General features: G+C 58.5%; 14 protein-coding genes. 4 read left to right on the top strand and 10 right to left on the bottom strand.

Annotated elements, in window-relative coordinates:
• Nucleotides 1-6 precede the first annotated feature (6 nt).
• Together N3G78_01575 and N3G78_01570 are read left to right on the top strand one after the other, a co-directional pair.
• The gene (locus tag N3G78_01575; protein MCX8116606.1) at nt 7-1188 is read left to right on the top strand and encodes an MFS transporter; all 1182 of its coding nucleotides are present in this window, start codon (nt 7-9) and stop codon (nt 1186-1188) included.
• A gap of 28 nt (nt 1189-1216) precedes the next feature.
• Nucleotides 1217-2416, top strand: a complete 1200-nt coding sequence (locus N3G78_01570; GenBank protein MCX8116605.1) for a Xaa-Pro peptidase family protein — start codon at nt 1217-1219, stop codon at nt 2414-2416.
• A gap of 41 nt (nt 2417-2457) precedes the next feature.
• Here the strand turns inward: N3G78_01570 and N3G78_01565 are convergent, their stop codons facing one another.
• The 9 genes from N3G78_01565 to N3G78_01525 form a co-directional block, all read right to left on the bottom strand.
• Nucleotides 2458-3099, bottom strand: a complete 642-nt coding sequence (locus tag N3G78_01565; protein MCX8116604.1) for an O-methyltransferase — start codon at nt 3097-3099, stop codon at nt 2458-2460.
• 49 nt (nt 3100-3148) lie between these two features.
• On the bottom strand, nt 3149-3952 hold the full coding sequence (locus N3G78_01560; protein ID MCX8116603.1) for an MBL fold metallo-hydrolase: 804 nt from the start codon (nt 3950-3952) through the stop codon (nt 3149-3151).
• A gap of 74 nt (nt 3953-4026) precedes the next feature.
• On the bottom strand, nt 4027-6213 hold the full coding sequence (locus N3G78_01555) for a glutamine amidotransferase (protein MCX8116602.1): 2187 nt from the start codon (nt 6211-6213) through the stop codon (nt 4027-4029).
• A complete protein-coding gene (locus tag N3G78_01550) occupies nt 6210-6971 on the bottom strand; it encodes a DUF4159 domain-containing protein (protein ID MCX8116601.1) in 762 nt (253 codons plus the stop codon). The genes N3G78_01555 and N3G78_01550 overlap by 4 nt, the downstream gene beginning before the upstream one ends.
• Complete coding sequence (locus tag N3G78_01545; protein MCX8116600.1) at nt 6968-8806, bottom strand: BatA and WFA domain-containing protein; 1839 nt, start codon at nt 8804-8806, stop codon at nt 6968-6970. The genes N3G78_01550 and N3G78_01545 overlap by 4 nt, the downstream gene beginning before the upstream one ends.
• Before the next feature lie 17 nt (nt 8807-8823).
• Nucleotides 8824-9714, bottom strand: a complete 891-nt coding sequence (locus tag N3G78_01540) for a DUF58 domain-containing protein (protein ID MCX8116599.1) — start codon at nt 9712-9714, stop codon at nt 8824-8826.
• Complete coding sequence (locus N3G78_01535; GenBank protein MCX8116598.1) at nt 9711-10667, bottom strand: MoxR family ATPase; 957 nt, start codon at nt 10665-10667, stop codon at nt 9711-9713. Before N3G78_01535 ends, N3G78_01540 begins: the two co-directional genes overlap by 4 nt.
• Before the next feature lie 65 nt (nt 10668-10732).
• Nucleotides 10733-12286: a tetratricopeptide repeat protein gene (locus tag N3G78_01530; GenBank protein MCX8116597.1), complete on the bottom strand. Its 1554-nt coding sequence runs from the start codon at nt 12284-12286 to the stop codon at nt 10733-10735.
• On the bottom strand, nt 12283-15444 hold the full coding sequence (locus N3G78_01525; protein MCX8116596.1) for a DUF4175 domain-containing protein: 3162 nt from the start codon (nt 15442-15444) through the stop codon (nt 12283-12285). The genes N3G78_01530 and N3G78_01525 overlap by 4 nt, the downstream gene beginning before the upstream one ends.
• A 116-nt stretch (nt 15445-15560) precedes the next feature.
• Between N3G78_01525 and N3G78_01520 the strand changes: the two genes are divergently transcribed.
• Nucleotides 15561-16094 (top strand): NTPase, encoded by a 534-nt coding sequence (locus N3G78_01520; protein ID MCX8116595.1) that lies wholly within the window; start codon nt 15561-15563, stop codon nt 16092-16094.
• A complete protein-coding gene (locus N3G78_01515) occupies nt 16091-16630 on the top strand; it encodes an archaemetzincin family Zn-dependent metalloprotease (GenBank protein ID MCX8116594.1) in 540 nt (179 codons plus the stop codon). The genes N3G78_01520 and N3G78_01515 overlap by 4 nt, the downstream gene beginning before the upstream one ends.
• Nucleotides 16631-17400: 770 nt before the next feature.
• Here the strand turns inward: N3G78_01515 and N3G78_01510 are convergent.
• On the bottom strand, nt 17401-17622 hold a 222-nt coding region (locus N3G78_01510), incomplete at its 5' end, for an aldehyde dehydrogenase family protein (GenBank protein ID MCX8116593.1).

The following is a 17622-nucleotide window of genomic DNA, read 5'->3' as shown; positions in this document are numbered from 1 at the left end:
GAAGGAATGGCAAAATCCTTTCTCGGCCTATCGAAGAACGTGAGAAGCCTTGGCTGGGTCAGCCTCTTCAACGACATCGCCAGCGAGATGATCTATCCTCTGCTCCCGCTCTTCCTCAACACGGTCCTCGGAGCCGGGGTCGTCTTCATCGGCCTGATCGAGGGGATCGCGGAAAGCGTCTCGAGCTTTCTCAAGCTCTTCTCCGGCTGGATCTCCGATCGGTTCCGAAAGAGGAAGGGGCTCATCTTCTTCGGCTATGCCCTGGCCTCCCTCACCCGGCCCTTCATCGGGCTGGCCACCTCGGCCTACCACGTCCTCCTCCTCCGCTTCTTCGACCGGATCGGAAAGGGGGTCCGATCCTCGCCCAGGGACGCCCTCCTCTCCCAATCTTGCGGAGAAGAAGAGAGGGGCAAGGCCTTCGGCTTTCAAAGGGCCATGGATCATGCCGGCGCCATGACAGGCCCCCTCGTCGCCTCCCTTCTGATGGCGACCCTCACCGAGGATCTCCGGACCATCTTTCTCCTCGCCTTCGTCCCTTCCCTCTTCTGCCTCTGGATCCTCTGGCGAGGGGTCACCGATGTCCAGAAGAAAGGATCTTCCCCCTCCTCCCCTCCCAGACTCCACTGGAGCGGCTGGAACAGAAGGTATAAATACTTCCTCCTCATCATCACCCTTTTCACCCTGGGCAACTCGAGCGATGCCTTCCTTCTGCTCCGCGCCCAGGAGCTTGGGCTAAACGTCGTCACCATCCCGATCCTCTGGTTCATCTTCCACCTCTCGAAGTCGGTCTTCTCCATCCCCGGCGGTTCCCTTTCGGATCGGATCGGACGAAAAAGGGTGATGATCCTCTCCTGGACCCTCTACGGATTGGTCTACCTCGGATTCGCCTTCTCCTCAAAACCCTTCCACATCTGGATCCTTTTCATCGCCTATGGCCTCTTCTACGGCCTCTCCGAGGGGACGGAGAAGGCGTGGGTAGCCGACCTCGTCGAGGAGTCTCGAAGGGGGACGGCTTACGGCGCCTATCACTTCTGCATCGGGATCGCCGCCCTTCCCGCAAGCCTCCTCATGGGCCTGATCTGGAAAGCCCTCGGAGTCCAATGGGCCTTCACCTTCGGCGCCTCCTTGGCCTTGATCGCCGCTTTCTTGACGATCCTCCTGATGAGGGAGGAGGCAGGGGCAAAATAACCGCCTGAAAGCCTCTGGGGAGAAAATCATGGAGACCGTCCCTCCAAGCGAAATCGAATCCCGCATCCTGAGGTTTCAGAAGGCCCTTGCGGAGAAGGGACTTGACGGCGCCTTCGTCCTCCAGAACGTGGATCGATACTACTTCTCGGGGACCATCCAGACCTCCGTCCTCTTCATCCCTCGAGAAGGGGAACCGGCCCTGATGGTCCAAAAGGGGTTCGAAAGGGCCCGCCGGGAATCCCCGCTGAAAGACGTCCTCCCCGTCGTGGGAAGGGGCCAGATCAAAAAGAGATTGAAAGAAAGGGGATGGCTCCGACTGAAAAGGATCGGTCTCGAGATGGATGTCCTCCCGATCAACCTCTTTTTCCGGTACCAGCAGACCTATCCCGAATATGAATGGGTCGATGTCTCAGAGGCGATTTTAAGGCTCCGGATGATCAAGTCCCCTTACGAAGTGGAACAGCTCCGGAGGGCCGCTGCGATCCTGCACAAGGGATACCTGGAAATCGGAGGGATCCTCCGCGAAGGGATGACCGAGCTCGAAGTCGATGGACACCTGGCCCTGATCGCCCGACGGGAAGGCCACATGGGCGTGATGAGGATGCGGGGTTGGAACCAGGAGATGACCCATGCCCATGTCCTCGCCGGAGAGACCGGCGCGGCCGTCTCCTTCCTCGATAGCCCTCACGGCGGGATGGGCAATACCCCAGCCATGGCCCAGGGGGCCAGTTTTCGAAGGATCGGCCGGAACGAACCCATCGGGATCGATTACGGGGTCGGGGTAAACGGCTACATCGCGGATCAATTCAGGACATTTGTCATAGGCGAGCTTCCGGACGATTTGAGGATGGCTCACGATCTCTCCCTCGAGATCCACGCTCTCTTCGTCGAAAAGGCAAGGCCCGGGATTCCCTGCTCGGAGCTCTACCGCTTCCTCCTGGAGAGGGTAAAACGTTCGGCCTTCGAAGGATACTTCAACGGCTACGGTGAGGGAAAGGTGAGATTCATCGGACACGGGCTTGGCCTTGAGATCGATGAATACCCCATCCTCTCCCCCCGCTTTAACCAGACCCTCGAGCCCGGCATGGTCATCGCCCTCGAGCCGATGTTCGTCTTCCCGGACAGGGGGATCGTCGGATTGGAGGACGATTATTTGATCACCCCATCGGGAGCGGAACGCCTCACCCTCACCGACCAGGTCCTCCTTATGGTCGAAACGAGGCCCTGACCCCTACCCGCGTCCCACCCTTTTGGCCATCGGATGAAGAATCATTTCGAGACCTTGTAGCTGATGGAGAGACCCGCCCGGCTTGAACGATCGATCGTGGTCTCATAATACGGGAGGCTCCGGACATAGTCGAGGAAATCTTTGATCCCCTTGTGGCCTTGAAGGACGTTATGGGCGGTAAAACAGCCGCCCACGGCCAGTTTTGGATCCAACTCCTTGAAATATTGAAGATACCAATCCTTGTCCGCATCTGAAAAGATGGAATCGAAAGGCCCTTCCAGCTCCCTCACGAGCTGGTGGGCATCGGCCAAATGGGCCTTGATGAAGGCCTCCACCCCTGCCTTCTTGAAGTTTTGAAGGGCCATCCGGTAGCGGCTCTCGTTGATCTCGATGGTCCAGAGCCTGCCTCCTGTCTTGCTCAAGGCCCAGGCCATCCAGATGGCCGAATGGCCGGTCGATGTCCCGATCTCCAGGGCCCGTCTGTAGCCGTGTTTTAGGATCAGGGAGTACAAGACCTTCCCGTCCTCGTAGGGCACGTTCCAGTCGCGCCACCGGTTCCGGTTTTCCTTCAAGAATCTATCGACCCTCTGATCCAGAGGGGTCCTCTCCATCGGCTGCGCAGACGACCAGCCGACCGCCATCAGGAGAAGGGCCCAAACCGAGAGAGTGTGGATCATGGCCATGGAAATCTCCCTTTCTTTCGCCTCCGGAGATCGAATCGGCAGGGGAACCCTACAGATCGCCCTCCCTCAAGACCTTCAGGACGATGATCTCGGTCTCCTTCGGAAGCGTCTCCTTGCTGTACCTCACCTGGTTCGTGTTGAGGAACCGAACGCGGTAAGGCCCATCGAGGAATCTCTCGAGGACGTTCGACTGATGCCAGTAGTGCATGGGGATCACCACCTTCGGCTTCAGCCTCTCGACGATCTTCTTCGCCCCCTCCGGCCCGATGGTGAAGACCCCTCCGATGACCTGGAGGAGGATGTCCACGTGTCCGATCAGCTCCAGCTGATCCTCGTTGAAGGGTTCGCTCACATCGCCCGAATGGAGGATGCAGAGGCCGTCCACCTCGAAGACGAAGGCCGACCCCTTGAAGCTGGCGCCGTAGCCAGGGGGCGTCCTCTGATGGATGGGGACGTTGTAGATGAGGACGTCCCGGAAGGTGAAGTGGATCTCGTTCCAGTCCTCCCCGCCTCCCTTCAAACCCCTCAGGACGATCGGGTTCCCCTTGGCGAGGCTCACATTGTTGTGATTGCCATGCTCCCTCCCGACGGTGACGATGTGGGGCCAGACCTCGGGCATGGGGAATCCCATGGGGCCGAAAGGATCGGTGATGATCCTCGTCCCCTCGCTCGAGGTGATCTGAAAGAAGGAGTGGCCGAACCACTTGATCTCGACCCAACCCGAGACCGAGGCCGGCGTCAGGAGGTATCCCCACCCAGCCAGGTTCGGATTGCGACAGGCCCCTTCACCCCTTCCCCAAACGAGGATCGTAAGAAGGGATCCCAAAAGGACCATCCGAAACCATCCTTTCATCTTCCACCTCCATTGCTTAAAAGAGACTTCTCTCTCCTTCTCCAAAAGGATCGGCCTGGCCAGGAGAACCGGCTTCAGATCAACCCCCATCTCCTGCGGAGAAACCACTCCAAGCTCAGGAGGCCGAGGAGGATTGCGAGTACAAAGGCCGAGTTCCAAAGATGGACCCTTCTCTCCTCTATAAGACGCCGCTCCTCTCTCCTGCCCATAGCCTCCAACTCCTTCAAGAGATGGTCCACATCTCTCAACAGGATACCACCCGTCGCCCGGGAGATGGCCTTAAGCCTTTCATGGTCTGGCCTGCCTTCCCAATCTTCTTTGGCCCTTCCCACGGTCAGAAACTCCTCCCTGACTCCATCGCCTGACTCCAGTTTGATGCGATAGACCCCCTCCTTCGAAGGGACGAAGGTGGCAATGGATTCAGCGGTGGATTCGCCCGCCTTCAGACGAGGCGTCACCTTCGCCCCATCGGGGCCGAAGATGGAGAGGATGGGGCCTTCTTTCGGGAGGGAGAGATTCCCCTCCCCCATCCTGATCCTCAATTCGAGTTCCTGGCCAACCTCCGCAGGCCTCTCGGGGAGATGGATCCGGCCGGGACCAAGGCTCTCCTCCTTCGTCAGCCACCGCACCATCCTTTCGACGAACTTAACATAGGCCCAATGGCCATCCCCCTTAGCCACCATTCCCATATACCATTTCCAGGAGAAGTCGGTGCCCAGGACGAGGGTCCTTCCTCTTCCATACTGGCCCGCGATGAGGATGGGCCTTGGTTCTCCATCCCCACCCTCGAGCAGGACATCCTTAAAGGCTTTCGGTTCGAGCAGGTTGAACCCGTCGAGGCCGGGCATCTCCCTCCAGAGGGATTCGTTCTCTTTCCCATCGGTCGAGAGCTGGGTGACGGGATGGGACCTTCCGGCACGGGTCAGCTGAACTTTCTTCGTCCCCGTCCTTCGATAATCTTCCCTTCCGGTGAGCCGGAGGGGGAGGACCTCCTCGAGAGGGGTTCCCGCATACCGCCCACCGTCAAGGAGGTGGGGCCCACCGATCAGGGCAAACCCGCCCCCATTTCTCACAAAATCCCGGATCCTTCCGTAATAATTGGGGGTGATGTAGAGGTGGGCGGGAAGGTTGTCGAAGACGAGGAGATCGAAATGATCCAGTTCCTTCGAGAAGAGGGTCTCCACGGGAAAAGGGATCAGGCTCTGTTCGTGGAGCGGGACGTTGAGGATGTCCGAAGGCGTCCTCAGAATGACGAAGGAGAGCAGGTCGATGGAGGGATCGCTCTTAAGGGCCATCCTCATGAACCGGTAGTTGAGGCTTGGGGAACCCGAGACCATGAGGACCCGGATCTTATCCCTCGCAACCTTGAGGGAGAAGTCGATCCTGTTGTTGAAGGAGATGGCCTCGTCGGATTGGACCGGAACCGAAAGGGTGAGGTGATGGGGCCCCACCCTTTCTGGAGTGAAGGAGAGGGTGAGGTTCACCTCCGAAGGACCCTCCTCGATCCGGACCTCCTTTGCGGCGATCACCTTTGTCCCCTCTTTTAAGACCACGGGAAGCGTAAGCCACCGATATCCGTAAACGCCGATCGTCACATCGATCCCGATCTCCCTCCCCCGAAAGGCCAGATGGGGCGACTTGACCCCCTTTACCAGGATGTCTTTATAGGTGCGGGGGTCGCCTGAGGGCAGACAGAGAACGGGAAGGTCCGCCGAGACCCCCTCCTTCCAGCTTAGGTTTCCATCGCTCAAAAGGAGGACGAGGGAGACCTTACCCGCAAGCTTTCCCAAGGCCTCCCCGAGGTCTCCCTTCTTTTCTCCCGGCTTCAAAGGACCCAACTCCTCCCCCTTCAGGGGCATCAAAGACGGGCCGAGGCGATATAGGTTTACCACGTAACTCTCGGAGAGGGATCGGAGGAGGGGATGAGATCCTTCCATCAAGAGCGCCTTCGCCTCCTCGAGCCTGCTTCCCTTTCCTTCGCCTTCTGGAAGGCCCATCGTCGGTGATGTATCGAGGAGGATGGCCAAAGAGGGGAGGACCTTCCTCTCCCTCTTTTCGACCGAGAGAGGGTTGAGGAAGAAGGCGATAAGCGAAGCGAAGGTGAAGAATCGGAGAAGGCTTAGGAGCGTCGCCCTGAAAGGGGAGAGCCTTTTTCGGACGAACCGGTAATGGAGGAGGACGCAGCCCCCTCCCAGCAGGAGGAGAAGAGGTATGATCCAGACCGGAAGCAGGGGGTCTGCGAAGATCGCTCGAGGGCTCATAGATTGAGTCGCCTCTTGATAAAGGGGTGATGGACCACGTCCCTCTTATAATCGGAGGTGAGGCAGTAGATGATCAGGTTGATCCCCGCCTTGAAGGCCTGGGATCGCTGGGCCTCTCCCCCTGGCACGCATTCGTTGACCCATCTCCCGAAGCGGTCCTTGGCCCATGCGCCCGAGAGGTCGTTCTGGCTGTAGATCACTGGCGTCCATTGATCGAGGGTGATCCCCTCGAAATAGGGATGGATCCTCTGCCGGCCACCGGGGGCATCGATCAGATAGAAGCTCCTGTAGACGGGGTGATCGGTGGGAAGCCTCTTCAACTCCGCTCTGGGAAAGACCTCTCTCATCTCCGACCGGAAGGACCGATCGAACCCGTATCCCTTGACGCCCATCGTATCCTCGGCGAAGAGAAACCCTCCGTAAGAGAGGAACCTCCGGAGGATCTGCCTCTCCTGAGGGGTGAAGGGCTCGAACTCGTATCTCCCGGCCATGTAGAGAAATGGGACGAAGAAGAGATCGGGGTCTGAGAGGGTGAGGACCCTCCTCTCTTTGAGGCCGTCCACGCTCGTCCTCAACTCCAGTTCTCGAACGATGGGCTCCACGTATCCGGGGTTGGGGTCCCAATCGCCTCCCCGATATTTGAGCTGGGCAAGGAAGAACTGGGGATGGGGAGCGGAAAAAGCGCCTTTTCGGCCTGGAATGATCAGGCCAGAAACGAGGCCCAATCCGAAGGATAAAAAGGCCCTTCTCGTAATCATATCCTTCCCGCCACGATCGTTTCGATGCCCAAAACGAGAAGAAGGAAGGAGAGGAGATAGGGCCAGAGCTCCTTTCGGCTAAAATCGAGTCCCTTCAGGACCTCTTCGTTATATTCCAACACGTTGAGCTCCATCCCTCCGAACCTCTGAGCCATCTCCTCCACCCCCAACTTGCTCAGATCCGACTCCTCAAGGGCGCGATCGAGTTTGACGCTCAACCGGTCCTCCGTAAGCCCTGTGGTCTCCCGGAGAAGCCCCTGGATCAAGGGAAGAAAGGCGGCCTTCAGGGGGAGGTCGTTCCATTCGAGATCGGCGGTGGAGGCGAAGAGAAAGACCTTCCCTTGGCCAAAATCTGCCTCGACCAAAAAGGGATCGCCGTTCTCGAACGTGAGGAGCTCCCTTCCACCCCCCTCGATTTTGAAGTAGCGTTGGAAAGAGGCCGCCCTAAGGCTTTCGGCTCCGGAGGCGGAGAGCGACCTTAAAATGGGCCGCTCCGTGCTTATCCCTCTGATCCGGAGCCCTCTCTTCTCCCTGACCTCCCTTATTTTCCAGCCGGAGACGGGGAAGGCATGGTAGGCCTCGGGAAGGACGCGGTCTCCGAGGAAGATGAAGACGGGCCTGCCCTTCTCCAAGAAGGGCAAGAGCTTGGAAAAGGCCGGCTCGGCCACATTCAAGAGGAAGAGGGCTTCGTAGGGCCTTGGATCGATCCGGGAAAACTCCTCCTCCGTGACCACCCTCGCCTGGAATGGAGAAGTCTCAGAGCCCCCCGGTTGGAGGGCATGGGCCACGAAATAACTTTCTGCCCCCTTGAGGGAGGTCCGAGGATCGCCGTCCACGACGAGGACCTTCACCTTCTCCCTCACGGTCATTGAAAACCTCAGGCGATCGTCGAGGGGAAGCCGATCATTTGAGATCCTCACCTCACCCTCCACCTGGCCTGGTCGCTCGAGGTGGAGATCGAAAGAGATCCTCCCCTCCCTCCTGGCATCGAGGCTCAGGGCCTTCTGCTCCCTCTTCTCTCCGGAGAGATAGAGGCCGGCGAGCACCTTAAGGCCTCCGTCCGAGTAGTTGGAAAGGATCACCTCGAGCCGGGCCATGGATCCCGCAACCGCATCTCCTCCGCTGAGTCTCAACCCTTGGACGGCCACATTGGGATCGCGGTCCCTTCCACCGATCCGGAGGAACTTCACCCTTTCCCCGCCGAGCGGCGTCCCGAGTTTTCCGAGATCGAACCCCTCCCAGTCCCCTCGGACCAAGTCGGTCAACATGAGGACCTGCCCTTCTTTCCTCACCTCTTTTAACCGGGAAAACCCCGAACCTAAGGAGGCGAGCGGATCCCCTCTGCCTTGGACGAGAGGGATCCTCTCAAGCTCCTGGAGGGCCTCCGATCGGGTGGCCCAGCGGGCCTCCCGATCCGGCGAGGCCGTGGAAAGAAGGAGGACCTTGCCCCGAACCCTCTCGATGATCTGCCGGGCGGCCTCCTTGGCGAGGCCGAAGCGGCTTCCCTTCGTCTCCTCGTATCCCATGCTCATGGAGTTGTCGAGGATCAAAACCGTAGCGGACCGATCGCTCAGGTCGAGCAACCCTGGGCCGACCAGCATGGGCCGCGCCATCAACAGGGCGAGGGCCAAAACGGCCGCAACCCTCAGGCCGAGGAGGAGGAGGTGTTTGATCCGCTGGGGTCTGGACATCACCTGCTGGGAGCGGATGAGGAGCCGCACGGCCGAAAACCTCCTCACGATGGCCCTCCTCCGGGTGAGGCGATGGATCAGGATGGGCACGGCCACAGCCCCGCCTCCGAGAAGGAACCACGGGTTGAGGAAGGCGATCTCCATGGATCAATCCCTTTGGCTCAGGAGCGGGGCCCGAACCTCTCCCTCCATCTCAGGTAGTGGACCAGCCCCCGGTCCAGAGCAGCGGAGGTGTCGAATTGGAGATAGTCGATGAGGTTCGAGGCACAGGCGGTCCTGTAGCCTTCGATCCATCCCTGGATCGTCTCCAGGTATGCGGAGCGGATGGAACGGGGATCGGTGAGGAGCCTCAGGCCTTCTTCCATATCCTCGAAGAGGGCAGGCGTCTCGAAGGGAAATTGGAGCTCCTCCCGGTCGAGGAGGTGAAAGACGATCACCTCGCTTCCCCTGGATCGAATCTGTTTTAGACCTTTGAGCACCTCGGCCTCGTCGTCCATGAGGTCGGAGATGAGGATGACGAGCCCGCGCCTCTGTAACGAACCTGCCATGTCCTGGAGGATCGAGCCGGCCCGCGTCCTACCTTCCGGCCTCCTCTCCTCCAGCTCCTTCAGGAGAGCGACGAGGTACCCCGGGTTCGCCCTGGGAGGAAGCCACCTTTCGATCCGATCGGAGAAGAGGGTGAGGCCTACCGCATCCTGCTGTTTCAGCATCAGATAGGCCAGAGAGGCGGCGAGGGTGGCTCCATAGTCGAACTTGCTCCACCCATCTGAGGCGTACCCCATGGAGGCGCTGGCATCGAGAAGGAGGTGGGCCCTCAGGTTGGTCGTCTCGCGATACTCTTTGATCAAGTAGCGGTCGAACTTTCCATAGGCCTTCCAATCGAGGCGACGGGGGTCGTCTCCAGGGGAATATTCCCGATGCTCCTCGAACTCCGCGCTCAGGCCTCTGGCCCTGGAGGGATGGATCCCGGTCATGACGCCATCGACCACCAGGCGGGCCCTCAAGTGGAGGGGCTTGAGCTTTGCCAGGACCTTCGGGTCGAAAGGGTTCAAGGTCGAACCTCCCTGAGGAGCCGGTCGATGATGTCGAGGGAGGTGACCCCCTCGGCCTGGGCCTTGAAGTTGACGATGATCCTGTGCCGTAGGATCGGAGTGGCCAGGGCCTTGACGTCCTCGATCGAGGCCGTATACCGACCATTCAATACGGCCCTCGCCTTGGCCGAAAGGACCAGGTATTGGGAGGCCCTCGGACCGGCCCCCCATTCCACCCACTCCTTCACGAAGGGGAGGCCCTCCGGTCCCTGGGGCCTGGAGGATCGGACCAGCCTCACCGCATAATCGATCACATAGGAAGAGGCGGGCACCCTTCGGACGAGCTCCTGCATCTCCAGGATCTTCTCTCCGTTGATCACCTTGTTCAGGACGGGGCGATAAGAGGTCGTGGTGGTGGCCACGATCTCCCGCTCCTGCTCGAAGGGCGGATAGTCGATCCCGATATTGAACATGAAACGATCCAGCTGTGCCTCTGGCAAGGGATAGGTCCCCTCCTGCTCGATCGGATTCTGTGTGGCCAGGACGAAGAAAGGGAGGCCGAGGGGATAGGTCACCCCGCCCGCGGTCACCTTATATTCCTGCATCGCCTGGAGGAGGGCCGCCTGGGTCTTGGGCGGGGTCCGGTTGATCTCGTCGGCGAGGAGGATGTTGGTGAAGATGGGCCCCTTGAGGAACCGGAAGGAGCGGCGCTTGCTTCCCGCCTCCTCTTCGAGGACGTCCGTCCCGGTGATGTCTGAGGGCATCAGGTCGGGGGTGAACTGGATCCGGTTGAACTGGAGTTCCATGATCCCCGCCAGGGTAGAGACGAGGAGCGTCTTGGCAAGCCCCGGAACGCCCACAAGGAGGCAATGGCCGCGGCAGAAGAGGGCGATCAGAATCTCCTCGATCACCTTCTCCTGCCCCACGATCACCTTCTTGACCTCCCGGAGGATCTCCTCCTTCTTCTTTCCCATCTCCTCGACAAGGGAGAGCTCCCTATCGGAAAACGATCTGTCGGAGTTCATTTCCATGTCTCGTCTCACCTTTGACCGAGCCTTCTTGCGATCTCCCTCTCTTTGAGGGCTGGGGCCTCCTCTCCCAATCTCTCATAGGCCTCCGCGAGGCCGAGATGGACTTCGGGATCGAAGGGGTTGAGATGGATCGATTCGAGGAAGGACTCTCTCGCCCTCCCGAACTCCCTAAGCCTTAGATAGGCCTTGCCCAAGTTGGCGTAGGGTGCGGGATGGTCCGGAGAGAGCTCCCTCGCCCTTTGGAGCAGTGGAAGGGCCTCTTCCTCCCTCTTGAGCTGGATGAGCACAGAGGAGAGACGGTTCAGGATCGGAGTGGAATCGGGCGCCTCTTCGAGGCCCCGGCGGTACTGGAGAACGGCCGCCTCCATCCGTCCCCTGGAGCGAAGCAGATCTCCCAGATGGGCCCGGTTCCTCGCGACGATGGATCGGATCTCCTCGAGGTCGAGGCGCTCCTCCTCCGACTTCCCTTCCTTGAGCCTATGGCGCCGCACACCGCCTTCCTTTGGCCCCTTAAGGTCCTTGGCGGCCAAAAACCTCCTCCATTCCCTCACGAACTCCTCGAAGGCCATCCCGAGGACCCCCTCGATCGCCTCCTTTGCGCCCCTCCGGCTCTGGCCAGCCATCCGCTTCATCGCCTCCCGAAGCCCCTGGTATCCCGCCTTTGAGAGGAGGAATTCGATCGCCGATGCGGCCTGGGCATAGGCGAGCTGGACCTCTTCGGGGGTCTCGAGCCGGATGACGGAGGGCTCCATCCTGTCGAAGGGGATGAGCTTCCCTTCGGCGATGGCCCTGAGGAGGAGGCCCTGATGGAGGGGGGAGAGGTAGGAAGGACCTTCCCGCCATCGGGACTCCTCGAACTTGGCCAGGCCCTCATGGAACCAGACGGGCGCGTTATTGGCCGTCATCCTCACGATGAGGTAGTGGAGGTACTCGTGGCTAATGGCATCGAGCCAGCGATAACCGTGGACCAGGGCGCCTGGGGAGAGGAGCATCAGCTTGTTGAACCGGGTCAAGCCCACCGCTCCTTTTTCGATATCCGCCGCCATCAAGGAGGAGGCGAAAAAGAAGGACCTCGCATCGGGGAAGATCTCCACCCTCACCTTCTCTTTCGGCCGAAAGCCGTAGATGGCCGCCATGGCCTCGCACGTCCTCTCGAGGGTCTCGGTGAGATAGCCGATCAAGATCCCGTCCCTCGCCTCGTCGAGGTGGATGACGAAGTGGCTGGTCTCGTACCTCTTCAAAGGCGATACGGCGCCGAGGGTCTCCTCGATAAGGCTTAAAAAGCCTTTAAGCCTCTCCTCTCCTCCCCCTGCTTCGAGGGCCGATCTCGCCAACCTCCGGGCCTCCTCGTAATCCCCCCTGTGGAAGGCGATCTGGGAGGCAAGCTCGAGGAGCCTGGCCTCCCGGGGCTCGGTGCCGAGAAGGACCCTCACCTCTTCCCAGGCCTCCTCGATCTCCCACCGTTCGAGCTTCGCAGCCAATGACTGTAGGGCCTCGTTGGAGACGGCCTGGGAGAGGGAAGGAAGAAAGAAGACGATCAGGAGAAGGGCAACCCGTCTCATTCTGTCAATCCCCTGAAATATCTCTCCACCTCTCTCCGGTACGAGGAAGGGACATCCTCCTTCAACGACTCCATCACCTTCTCCCTGAAGAGCTGAGGAGCCCGATACGCCTCTTTGGAGGGCGGTTCGAACTCCTCCCGGTCGATCCCGGTAAACCCCCTCTCCTTTGGCCGCCTCACCTCCGGCTGGGGGAGGGTGGGTTGAGGGATCCATGGACCGTAATACCAGCCCGGCCTCGGATCGTAAAGAAGGGGATATCCCCATCGGAGCGCCTGCATCCGGAGGGCCATCTGCTGAGCCATCTGCCTCATCGCCTGCTGAGATCTGGAGAGCCTCCGGATCGCCTCCTGTTCCGGCGGCAGGGCGCCAGAGGCATCCTCTTGGAAGAGCCTCTCCGCTGCCTCTCCCATGGAACCCTCTGCGGCCTTGAGGTCCCTTAAAATATCCGTATCGAAGGACGGGAAGAGCTGGGAAAGGGCCTCCAACTTTTCGAGGACGCTGGCCGTCCTCTCCCGTAGCCCCCTCTGTCTCGGAAAGAGTCCGGAAAACTTCGACCGCATCTCAGAGGAAGGCCCGGGCTTCGGACCGGCATTCCATTCCTTAGCCTGCTCCAACGATTCCCGGCCAAGTCTTCTTGCCTCTTCGTTCTCTGAAAGCTCCTTCTCCAGGGCCCTCATCAGATGAAAAAATCCTTCGAGGTTCCCCTCCTTGAGGAGACGATCCAGCTCCTCGATCGGTTCCCCCTGTGCCTCCGGTAAAATGGATTTGAGCCGATTAAGGATCTCCCTCAACCTCGTTCGGGTTCGAGCGATCCTCTCCTCCATCTCCGATTCCGACCTGCTTCTCAGCTCCCTGTCCAGCTTCTCGGTCTCGCTGAGGATCTCCATCTGCTCCGTGAGGATCCGATCGAGCTCCCCGCTCTGACGGTCCATCTCTCCCTGGAACCGATCGAAGGCGTTCATCCCGGCCTGGGCCCTCATCCTTCCCAACGAGGCCATCATCTCGGAGAGGCCCTGAAGGAGCCTCTGGGCCGCCTCCAGGGCCCCTTCGATATCTCCCCCGGCCAGTCTTCTCCGCAACTCCTCAAGCTCCGAAAAGAGATTGGGGAGGTCGATCCCCTGGAGGTCCCGGAGGTTGAAGAACTCGTCAGGAAGGCCCGAGGCGAGCTTGCCCAGGGTCTCCATCACCGAGCGGAGAAGCTCCTCGATCCTCTTTAGCTCCCTCATGGCCGCTTCGAACCCCTCCTTGGAAGAGCGTTCTTTCAGGCTCTGAAGCAGGTCGAGGAGGCGACTCTGCCGATTGCGGACCTCCTTGGCAAGGGCTTCGAGGTCCCTCATCCTCGACCTCCTCGCCATCTCTTCGGAGAGAAGGGCGAGCCGCTCCATCTCCTGCGTCACCTTCTCCTTCGACTCCTCGAGGATCCTCTCCCTTAAAGAGGAGAGGTTCCTTTTCAGGGCCTCGAGGTCGTAGGATTGGGGGTTCTCTCGCACCCCTTCGAGCTGCCTCTCCACCCGGTCGAGGATCTCCTCAACCCCTCTCTTAAGCCCCTCCCTGTCCCTCGCCTCCTCCAGTTGATCCGCAAGGAGATCTAAAAGGCGGCTGGCGATCTCCTCCATCTCCCATCCCTCTCTCTCTATCCGGGCCCGCTCGTCCCTGACCTTCAAGGTGAAGGTTTTGGAATATCCCCATTTTGGACCGGAGATGGAGTCGTTGTCAGAGACCTCGAGGCGGTAAATCACCCTGTCTCCAGGCATCAGGGAGAGGCTGGAGAGATCCCAGCGGTAAGTTTCGGGACCGATGAATCGAGGGTTCTGAGGGAGGGCGAGCTGGACGAACCGCTCGATCCCGCCTAATTGATAGCTCAAGCGGATGGCCGTGATCCCGAAATCGTCCCTGGCAGAGAAGAGGAGCGGCAAGATCTCTTCCCCTGTGACCTCCAGGTCCTGTCCTGGGCTCAGGATCTCGGCCTCCGGGTAACGGTCCGGGATGAGGCGCACCCGATAAGGGATAGGGCTTGGGTTCTCAAATCCGAACGGATCCTTCACTTTGATGGAATAGGTCCCCGGAGAGAGGATGACGAGGGTCCCCGTGAGCCGATCGCCCCTGACCTGTAAGGAGACCTCGCTCTCCCTGTTCAGGATCAGCCTCCCTTCAGAGACCTTCTTCGTCGTCTGGGCCTCCAGGTGGACGACCGTTCCCTTGAGGGCTTCGATGTGGCCCCCCTCCACCCTCTCTTTTGGAAGACCGGTGTAATCGGGCGGAGTGAGAGTGAGCCTCACCCGGCCCACCTCAGGAGGATCGACGACCTCGATCCTGTACTTCGGGGAGGAGGTCCCATCGACATAGGCCTGATAAAGGAAGGAGGTACGGACCGATGCCATCCGAAAAGAGAAGGTCCCCTTCCCCACGGCCTCCATGGGTTTAGAAGCGGCCGGCTGGCCCTCTTGGGAGATTAAAAGCATGAGTTTCTCTGGGACATCCCCAGTCACTTTGGCCTTGATTTCGATGGGGGTCCCCCGCAATACGACCGCTCCCCTGGGTTCAACAGAAAGGAAGATCTCCTTCGGGGGAAGGGTCGAAAAGGGATGAGCGAAAAGGAGGAGGGAGCGGTTCAGGAACCCTCGATCCAGAAGGAGCACTATCGAAAGGGTGATTAAGAGCGGGAGAAAGATCCTGAGGTGATCGAGCAGCCCCTTTAAGTCCACAAACTGCGAGGGCGACATCCTGTAGACCCTCTCTTTCGTCCTCCGCAATTGAGCCCGAATCAGCCCTTCCGAGATCATCCTGGGAGAGGGCCCTTCTTTCCTTTCTTCGTAGAGGAGGAGGGAATTGATGACATCGTCCTTCAACTCCGGTGCCCGTTCCTCCAGCCGCCTGGCGATCTGGACCATGGTTGGCCCGTGGAAGATCCGCCAAAGGCCCAAAAAGAGGAGAAAGAGGAGCAAGAGGTGGGAGAGCAGGATGAAGACAAATGGAAGATAGGGAAAGATCCCCTCCGCCTTCACGATGAAGAGGGATCCGAGGAGGACCAGGATCGCTCCGGAGGCAAGAAGGAGAGCGGATTCGAGGACGAACCGAAGGCGAAGCCTTCTCGAAACCCTCCTGAGGAAACCGACCAGGAGCTCGTAATCGCGTTCAAGATCCTCTCCTGACCTCACCGTCCACTCCAGATAGAAACATTATAACACATCCACCCCTCCTCGTAATTTAAAATGGTAGGCGGGGTTCCCTTCGTTTATAATGGGAGGGAAGAGAATCTAAAAGCCCCCGAAGGATGGTCAGAATGGAAAAGCTCCTGATCACAGGACGCCCCGGTGTGGGAAAGACCACCTTGATCAGAGAAGTGGGAAGAGCCTTGAGAGATGAAAAACCGGTCGGATTCTACACGGAGGAGATCCGGGAGGAGGGCGAGAGAAAGGGCTTCGAACTCGTAAGCCTCGATGGAAAAAGGAGGCTTTTGGCCCATATAGACATAGAAGGTCCCTTCAGGGTGGGAAGATACGGCGTCGACCTAAGGGGGTTTGAAGACTTCCTCGATTCGATCCCCTGGGACGACCCTTCCTTCCAAGTGATCCTCATTGACGAGATCGGAAAGATGGAGTGCCTCTCCGAGAAGTTCAAAAGGATCGTGAGCAGACTCCTCGACTCCGAAAAGAGGCTCATCGCCACAATCGCGATGAAGGGAGGAGGATTCATCGCAGGGATCAAGGCGAGAAAGGACGTGAGGATCTTCGAAATCACCCCCAAAAACAGAAATTCTGCCCTGGGGGAGATCCTCCAGGCATTCGGAGGCCCAAAGACCCGATGAGGCGAATCCTCCTCGTAAGGATCGGCGGGGTTGCGCAAGAGGTCCTCGATAACCTGAAACCAGGGCTGGAAGCGAGATTCTATCGTAAGATAGACTCAGGAAAGGGCCTTCCCGAACCCTTTTATGCCTACGATAAAAAGAGGAAACAGTATCTCTCCACCTCTATCCTGAAGGAATTAGAAAATCTCGAAGAATGCTCGACTTACGAAAGGGTGCTGGGGGTGGTGGATCGGGACCTCTTCGTCCCGGAATTAAATTTCGTCTTCGGTCTGGCCGGAAGGAAGGGGGCCCTCTTCTCCCTTACCCGCTTGAGACAGGAATTCTACGGCCTTCCCGGTGACCAGCACCTCTTCGAAAGACGGGCATTGACAGAGGCCGTCCACGAACTTGGCCACACCTACGGTTTGGGGCACTGCCCGCACCCAAAATGCGTGATGGCCTTCTCGAACAGCCTCCCCGACACCGACCGCAAAGGCCCCAACTTCTGCCACCCCTGCCGCTCCCGCCTTCTCCAAATCTTACCGAATGAGAGATGACCACGACGCTCCCAAAATCAAAGGTAATCTTTTGTCCCGTGGATAGATTGCTAGGTAAGAAGTTATCTTAAAACCGATCAGGAACCATTTAAAAAAAAGCGGAAACTTAAAATGGCTAAGGAGATAGCTATTGAATCTATTGTAAAAGTCAAGACTTGATCTGACATTCCTCCTTAAAGTTGGGTTATTGAGGTTTGCCAAGGAGTTGGAAATTCCTTCATTTTTAGTTCCAGTTTGAGGGTCAATTTTCGCTAACATCATTTAGGAGGATTTAACCTTTCTCTTTTAAATATTCCATTGGCGATTTATTTGAAAGCGGTAAAACTTAATCTTACATACCTCCTTGAGGTGTTTTAAAAGGGGCCTTAGGTTTAGAAAGAAGGAAATCAAGGTTCAGGAAGAGGTGAATAAGAGGAAGGTTGGGTTATTGAAACTGGCCTAGGAGTTTTGGAACGTCTTCAAGGCTTGTAGGATTATTGGTTACTCAGGGAAAGTTGTTATCGTTTCAAGGAGTTTACGAGCAAAGTGAGAGTTTGCCCTTTTCGGAATCGAATCGTACCGACAGGAGCTTCTTCGGAGAAAGCCTTGTTTGAAGAATCAGTCAAGTTCCGAGGTGGCAAAGGAGGCATGTCGGTGGGCTTTTGAGACGCCTGCTTTTTGCCAGCAGAGGTTAGCTAAAGGGTGTTTGGGACCTCTTTGAATTTTTGAAATTCGATTTGATCAAAAGGTTTTTGGGCCTAAAAGGGGGATCAGGGGCAAGTTAGAACCCCTCAGAACTGAAGATTGACGGTGATGCTCTTTCGTTGGGTGAAGCTTTCGAGCATCCCCTCAAGGGAGTACTCCCTCCCGAAACCGCTCTGCTTGAACCCACCGTAAGACTGCCCAGGGACGATGCCCACCCCTTGGTTGACCTGAACCCACCCCGACCCGATCCGATGGGCCGGCCGAAGGGCCCTGCTGATGTCGTGAGTCCAGATGAAGGCGGCAAGCCC

The organism is Thermodesulfobacteriota bacterium (assembly GCA_026415035.1).
Taxonomy (GTDB): Bacteria; Desulfobacterota; BSN033; order BSN033; family UBA1163; genus RBG-16-49-23.
The sequence above is the reverse complement of the archived record's forward strand: the minus strand, read 5'-3'. Positions and strand labels throughout refer to the sequence as shown.

Coding starts and splice junctions, on each gene's coding strand:
- N3G78_01575 (MCX8116606.1), top strand. CDS start 7: ATGGCAAAATCCTTTCTCGGCCTATCGAAGAACGTGAGAAGCCTTGGC.
- N3G78_01570 (MCX8116605.1), top strand. CDS start 1,217: ATGGAGACCGTCCCTCCAAGCGAAATCGAATCCCGCATCCTGAGGTTT.
- N3G78_01565 (MCX8116604.1), bottom strand. CDS start 3,099: ATGGCCATGATCCACACTCTCTCGGTTTGGGCCCTTCTCCTGATGGCG.
- N3G78_01560 (MCX8116603.1), bottom strand. CDS start 3,952: ATGAAAGGATGGTTTCGGATGGTCCTTTTGGGATCCCTTCTTACGATC.
- N3G78_01555 (MCX8116602.1), bottom strand. CDS start 6,213: ATGAGCCCTCGAGCGATCTTCGCAGACCCCCTGCTTCCGGTCTGGATC.
- N3G78_01550 (MCX8116601.1), bottom strand. CDS start 6,971: ATGATTACGAGAAGGGCCTTTTTATCCTTCGGATTGGGCCTCGTTTCT.
- N3G78_01545 (MCX8116600.1), bottom strand. CDS start 8,806: ATGGAGATCGCCTTCCTCAACCCGTGGTTCCTTCTCGGAGGCGGGGCT.
- N3G78_01535 (MCX8116598.1), bottom strand. CDS start 10,667: ATGGGAAAGAAGAAGGAGGAGATCCTCCGGGAGGTCAAGAAGGTGATC.
- N3G78_01530 (MCX8116597.1), bottom strand. CDS start 12,286: ATGAGACGGGTTGCCCTTCTCCTGATCGTCTTCTTTCTTCCTTCCCTC.
- N3G78_01520 (MCX8116595.1), top strand. CDS start 15,561: ATGGTCAGAATGGAAAAGCTCCTGATCACAGGACGCCCCGGTGTGGGA.
- N3G78_01515 (MCX8116594.1), top strand. CDS start 16,091: ATGAGGCGAATCCTCCTCGTAAGGATCGGCGGGGTTGCGCAAGAGGTC.